Here is a 5,673-nt window from a genome sequence, read left to right as displayed (position 1 = left end):
GAGGCGTTGGACGAAGGTGGTGGGGTCTTTTAGCGGCACGCCTTCTAGTAGCAGCGCCTGGTCGAAGAGGAGCCAGGCGGCGTCGGCTACCTTGGTCTCTTCGGGGTTGGCTAGTAGCTTGCGGATGATCTCGTGGTCGGGGTTGATCTCGAGGGTGGGTTGCAGGTCGGGCAGGTTCTTCTGTCCCATGGCCTGCATCATCTGGCGCATGCGGGCGGAGGGTTCGTCTTCGTCCGACACGATGACCGAGGGGCTGTCGGCGAGGCGGGAGGAGGCGCGGACCTCCTTGACGCTGTCGCCGAGGGTGGCCTTGATCTTTTCGAGCAGGGGCTTGAGGGCCTCGGCCTTTTCGGCGGCCTGCTCGGGCGTGGAGTCGTCCTTGAGGTCGTCGGAGGTGGTGGACTTGTTGACGGCCTTCAGGTCGATGTCGCCGTACTTGGGGACGCTGGAGAAGACGATCTCGTCGATGTCGTCGTCGAGGATGAGGACTTCGATGCCCTTCTTCTTATAGACCTCGAGGAGGGGCGAGTTGCGGAGCAGGCTCTCGTTGCCGCCGGTGATGTAGTAGAGCGCCTTCTGCTCGGGCTGCATGCGCTCCCGGGCCTCGGCGAGCGAGGTGAGGCCTTCGACACTGGAGGACTTGAAGCGCACGAGGTCGAGGAGCGTCTCGCGGTTGGCGAAGTCGCCGTAGACGCCTTCCTTGAGGGGGCGGTTGTACTCGGCGATGAACTGCGCGTACTTGTCCTTGTCGTTGGCCGCGATGTTCTTCAGCTCGGAGAGGATCTTTTTGACGCTGGCGGTTTTGATGGTGTTGAGGACCTTGTTCTGCTGCAGGATCTCGCGGGAGACGTTGAGCGGAAGGTCTTCGGAGTCGATGATGCCGCGGACGAAGCGGAGGTACTGCGGGAGCAGCTCCTTGGAGTCGTCCATGATGAAGACGCGCTTGACGTAGAGCTTGATGCCGCCCTTGTACTCGGCCTGGTAGAGGTCCATGGGGGCCTTGGCCGGGATGTAGAAGAGGGTGGTGTATTCGAGGGTGCCTTCGGCGCGGGTATGGAACCAGAAGAGGGGGTCTTCCCAGTCGCCGGTGATGGACTTGTAGAACTCCTTGTAGTCGTCGTCGGTGAGCTCGGACTTGGAGCGCTGCCACATGGCGGAGGCGGCGTTGACCTGCTCGGTGACGCGGGACTTGGTGGACTCCTTCTTCTCGGCGTCCCAGTCGCTCTTGTCGTAGGTGAGGAAGATGGGGAAGGCGATGTGGTTGGAGTACTTCTTGACGATCTCCTGCAGGCGCCAGGAGTTGGCGTAGGGCGCGCCCTCTTCGTTGAAGTGGATGAGGACGGTGGTACCGGCGGTGGCGCGGGCGTTGGAGCCGGTGGCCTCTTCGATCTCGAAGCCGGTCTTGCCGTCGGAGGTCCAGCGATACGTCTTGTCTTCACCGGCCTTGCGGGAGAAGACTTCGACCTTGTCGGCGACCATGAAGACGGAGTAGAAGCCGACACCGAACTGTCCGATGAGGTTGGAGTCCTTCTTGGCGTCGCCGGAGAGCTGGGAGAGGAAGTTCTTGGTGCCGGAGCGGGCGATGGTGCCGAGGTGAGCGATGAGGTCTTCCTCGTTCATGCCGATGCCGGTGTCGGAGATGGTGAGGGCCTTGGCCTCCTCGTTGAGGTCGAGGTCGATGCGCGGGGAGGCGATGGTGGAGCCGAGGAGCGCCTTGTAGGTGTCGTCGGTGAGGGTGAGGTGGCGCAGCTTGTCGAGCGCATCGGAGGAGTTGGAGATCAGCTCGCGCAGGAAGATCTCGGGGTGCGAGTAAAGGGAATGGACGATCAGCTGGAGCAGCTGGGAGACTTCGGTCTGGAATTGTTGCTTGGACATAGCTCTCTTATTTTGCCAAAACATGGGGATTGGCGTTTGGGGCGGGGTCTGTGGGCAGGGAGGCTGTGGTGAGGCTGGCCTTTTTGGTGGAGAAACGGGTTTCTTCCACCCCAATGAGCAAAGCTCGCTGGGGACCAGCGGTCTCTCCGCTGCGCGGCGCTTTGCGCCTTCGGTCGAGATGAGTTTTTAGAGGTAGTGGCGGGCCCATTCATGTCGCTTCGCGCCATGAATGGGGCACTCGGATAGTGGCGGCGGTAGGATGAAGGGCGATGAACATGATGGCGGATGTTGAACCGGCAGTGACGTTTTATCCTGCGCGGCTTGCGGTTCTGGATGCGGCGTACAAGCGTTACTTCTCGCGGACGGACGTTCTGCAGAAGGCGATGATCGCGGGCTTTGTGCTGGCGGGCGTGTTGCTGTACCTGTTGCTGCGCGGTGTGGTGACGGGAACGCCGCTGCTGGTGGTGCTGGCGGCGACGGTGGCGGTGATTCCGCTGTACCTGCACATGATGCGTCTGCGCGATCGCACGCTGCGGCTGTTTGTGCACTATGAGCTGGCGGTGGGGCGCATCGACGGGACGAAGACGCAGTCGGGCAATACAGGCGAGGAGTTTCGCGTGGAGGGCCACCTGTATGAGCGCGATCTGAATGTGCTGGGCGCGGACTCGTTGTTTGGCATGCTGGATACGGTGAGGACGGGCGTGGGGCAGCGGGGGCTGGCGAAGCTGCTGCTGTATCGCGATGCGGGGAAGGCGCGCGGGGCGGGTGGTGCTCGTGATGCGGGCGACATTCGTGATGCGATTCTGGCGCGGCGGGCGGCGATCGAGGAGCTGACGGGGAGGAACGATCTGCGCGAGCGGATTGCGATGCTTGGGCCGTCGCGGTTTCAGCAGGTGCCGGCGGCGTTCTTCGACAAGTGGCTGGATGAGCCTGCGCCGGTGTTTCATCGGGCAGGCCGTGTGGGCATGGTGGCGACGACGACGGTGGTGGTGCTGCTGACGATCCTGGGGCTGGCGCATGTGCTGCCGTGGGATGTGGCGAGGCCGAATATTGTCTGCGCGCTGGCGATCCAGGCGACGATTGCGCTGACGCTGCGCAAGAGGGTGCTGCCGCTGCTGGAGTCGTCGAAGAGTATCTCGGCGCAGATGCAGCTGTTTCGCGATGGACTGGAGCTGGTGCAGGGCGAGAACTTCACGTCGCAGCGTCTGCGCGAGCTGAAGCAGGTGATGGCGACGCCGGGCGATGCGGTGCGGCTGCTGAAGAAGATTCAGCAGCAGTTCGTGATCGTGGAGCAGAGGACGAAGGAGTGGTTCCTGATTCCTTCGCTGCTGCTGTGCGCGGGGACGCATGCGGCCATCTCGATTGCGATGTGGAAGCGGAGAAACGCGGCGGCGATGATGCTGTGGCTGACGGCGTGGGCGGAGTTCGAGGCGCTGAGCGCGCTGGCGACGTATGCGTATGAGCATCCGGAGAACACGTATCCGGAGATTCTCGACGAAGGCACGGCGGTCTTCGAGGCGACGACGCTGGCGCATCCTCTATTGCCTGCGAACGCGGTGGCGAACGATGTGGCGTTGAACGCGGAGACGAGGGTGTATCTGATCAGCGGATCGAACATGGCGGGCAAGTCGACGCTGCTGCGGTCGGTGGGAGCGAATGCGGTGCTGGCTGCGACGGGTGCGCCGATTCGCGCGACGCGGGCGAGGATATCGCCGTTGGTGATTGGAGCGTCGATTGCGCTGAGCGATTCGCTGGCGGAGGGCAGGAGCAAGTTTCTTGCAGAGGTGGAGCGTCTGCATGCGATCCTCGAGGCCGCTCGCAGCGCGGGCGAGGTGCGGGTGCTGTTTCTGATCGACGAGATCTTCAGCGGGACGAACTCGCTGGACCGCAAAGTCGCGGCGGAGGCGGTGACGCGGGCGCTGGTGGGTCACGGCGCGGTGGGCGCTCTGTCGACACATGACCTGACGCTGACGGAGATGGGAGAGTTCGCCGAGCTGTGTGCAGTGAACGTGCATATGGCGAGTGCGGACGCGAGCGATCCGCTGGCGTTTGATTACCGGCTGAAGCCAGGGGTAAATCAGAGCTCGAATGCGCTGGCGATTGTGCGGATGATGGGGATTGGGGTTTAGTGGCTGGGGAAGCCGGCATACCGTCTGGGAAGCCGACTTATCGCGACTCATCAGTCTCGAACAGGCTCCGGGGGCAACGAGCCTGTCCGAGGCAAACAAGCATTTATGCCGTTTGTTGGAAGTTGGTGGATCGCGTGAGAGGCTCCCAGCTTGAAAACTCACCGCGAAGTGTCTCCAACTCCTTCTGCACAAAGTCAAAAGCATCCGATCCCAGCAATAGATGCAGAGGTGGCTCTGGGGACACCAGAAGGGTTGCGATTGCCTTTCCGGCCTTTGCCGGATCGCCCGGCTGGTTGCCGTTCCTCGCTTGCCGTGCAGCCCGGATAGGATCGAAGATCGCATCGTAATCAGGTATCTTGCGTTCTGAACGCACCATCGAACGGCCAGCCCAGTCAGTACGGAACATGCCTGGTTCAACAGCAGTCACGAAAATCCCCAGAGGCCTTACCTCTTTAGCGAGCGAGGAGGAAATGCCCTCCAGGGCAAACTTGCTACCGTGGTAATACGAGAGTCCGGGCATGGTCATCAAGCCGCCCATGGAAGTTACATTGAGAATCCGGCCCTCGCGGCGTGCGCGCATAAAAGGAAGCACGGCCTTCATCATCCCAACAGCCCCGAAAACATTGACCTCAAACTGCTGGCGAAGTTCCTCCATCGAGCTTTCTTCCAACGTTCCTTCATGTCCGTAGCCCGCGTTGTTGATCAATGCGTAGACCGGCCCAACGTGTTCTTCGATTTCTTCCACCATGGAGGAAAGTTTTTCCGGGGCGTCCGTCACGTCAAGAACACGTGCGAACGCTGCACCCGTCTGAAGCCGCTCGAACTCTTCTACTGCCTCCTGTTTCCGTACAGTTCCCACAACTTTGAATCCCGCCTGAAGCAAAGCAATGGCGAATGCCTTGCCTAATCCGCTACTGACGCCAGTGACAACGACTACTTTGTCCATGAAAGCCCCCTAAACGATACTCGCAGTATCGTATCCATGAGCATATGATACTTTCGGTATCGTAACGGTTGCATATTTTTCGACGGAGTTCTGATATTGGCGGAGATAGGGCGACCACGAAGCCAGGCAGCGCATGACGCGGTACTCAAGGCAGCTCTGCGTCTCGTCACGAAGCGGGGATTCAGGTCTGTAAGCGTAAACGATATCGCAGCTGAGGCCGGTGTCGGGAAAATGACTCTTTATCGGCATTGGCCAAACAAGGCAGCTTTGGTGATGGACTCGCTCTTGGCTCTAATCGGAAGCGAGACCGATTTCCCTGACACGGGAAACGCCCTGGAACGCCTGCGGCAGCAACTGGACTTGCAGGCGGCCTTTTTTCGGAGTGCACGAGGCAATCTCATCCGTTCTCTCGTGGCTGAAGCGCAGTCCGACCCCCAGCTTTCAATCGCATTTCGCGAGCGCTGGCTTGATCCTCGCCGTGAAGGCGTGCGCAACATCATGAGGGCCGCCGTCGCGGAGGGATCTTTACGTAGCGACATCGACGTTGACGCCGCGATTGATCTTTTATACGGATCACTCTACTACCGCCTGCTGCTTGGTTCAGGCACGTTCGAAGAACCCTTTCTTGATAACGTGTACCGCCAGTTTCTAGACGGACACGCAGTCATCAGCAAGAAAATCCACCCTAAAGTGCGGGCTTAGCGTGATCAGTCCTGAGAAACG

4 protein-coding genes are annotated in these 5,673 nt (G+C 60.7%); 2 read left to right on the top strand and 2 right to left on the bottom strand.

The window, feature by feature from the left end; genetic code table 11:
• Nucleotides 1-1,875: molecular chaperone HtpG (htpG, locus tag PW792_17810; GenBank protein ID MDE1163785.1), on the bottom strand; the 1,875-nt coding region annotated here is incomplete at its 3' end.
• 269 nt (nt 1,876-2,144) lie between these two features.
• Between htpG and PW792_17805 the strand changes: the two genes are divergently transcribed.
• Nucleotides 2,145-4,004, top strand: coding sequence for a hypothetical protein (locus PW792_17805; GenBank protein MDE1163784.1), 1,860 nt, complete (start codon nt 2,145-2,147; stop codon nt 4,002-4,004).
• 103 nt (nt 4,005-4,107) lie between these two features.
• On the opposite strand, the gene PW792_17800 is transcribed toward PW792_17805, so the two are convergent.
• The gene (locus PW792_17800) at nt 4,108-4,950 is read right to left on the bottom strand and encodes an oxidoreductase (GenBank protein MDE1163783.1); all 843 of its coding nucleotides are present in this window, start codon (nt 4,948-4,950) and stop codon (nt 4,108-4,110) included.
• Nucleotides 4,951-5,046: 96 nt separating this feature from the next.
• On the opposite strand from PW792_17800, the gene PW792_17795 reads away from it, so the two are divergent.
• A complete protein-coding gene (locus tag PW792_17795) occupies nt 5,047-5,652 on the top strand; it encodes a TetR/AcrR family transcriptional regulator (protein ID MDE1163782.1) in 606 nt (201 codons plus the stop codon).
• Nucleotides 5,653-5,673 lie beyond the last annotated feature (21 nt).

It is taken from the genome of Acidobacteriaceae bacterium (assembly GCA_028283655.1).
Classification (GTDB): Bacteria; Acidobacteriota; Terriglobia; order Terriglobales; family Acidobacteriaceae; genus Granulicella.
Note: the sequence above shows the minus strand (reverse complement) of the source record. Positions and strands in the feature narration are given on the sequence as shown.

Coding starts and splice junctions, on each gene's coding strand:
- PW792_17805 (MDE1163784.1), top strand. CDS start 2,145: ATGAACATGATGGCGGATGTTGAACCGGCAGTGACGTTTTATCCTGCG.
- PW792_17800 (MDE1163783.1), bottom strand. CDS start 4,950: ATGGACAAAGTAGTCGTTGTCACTGGCGTCAGTAGCGGATTAGGCAAG.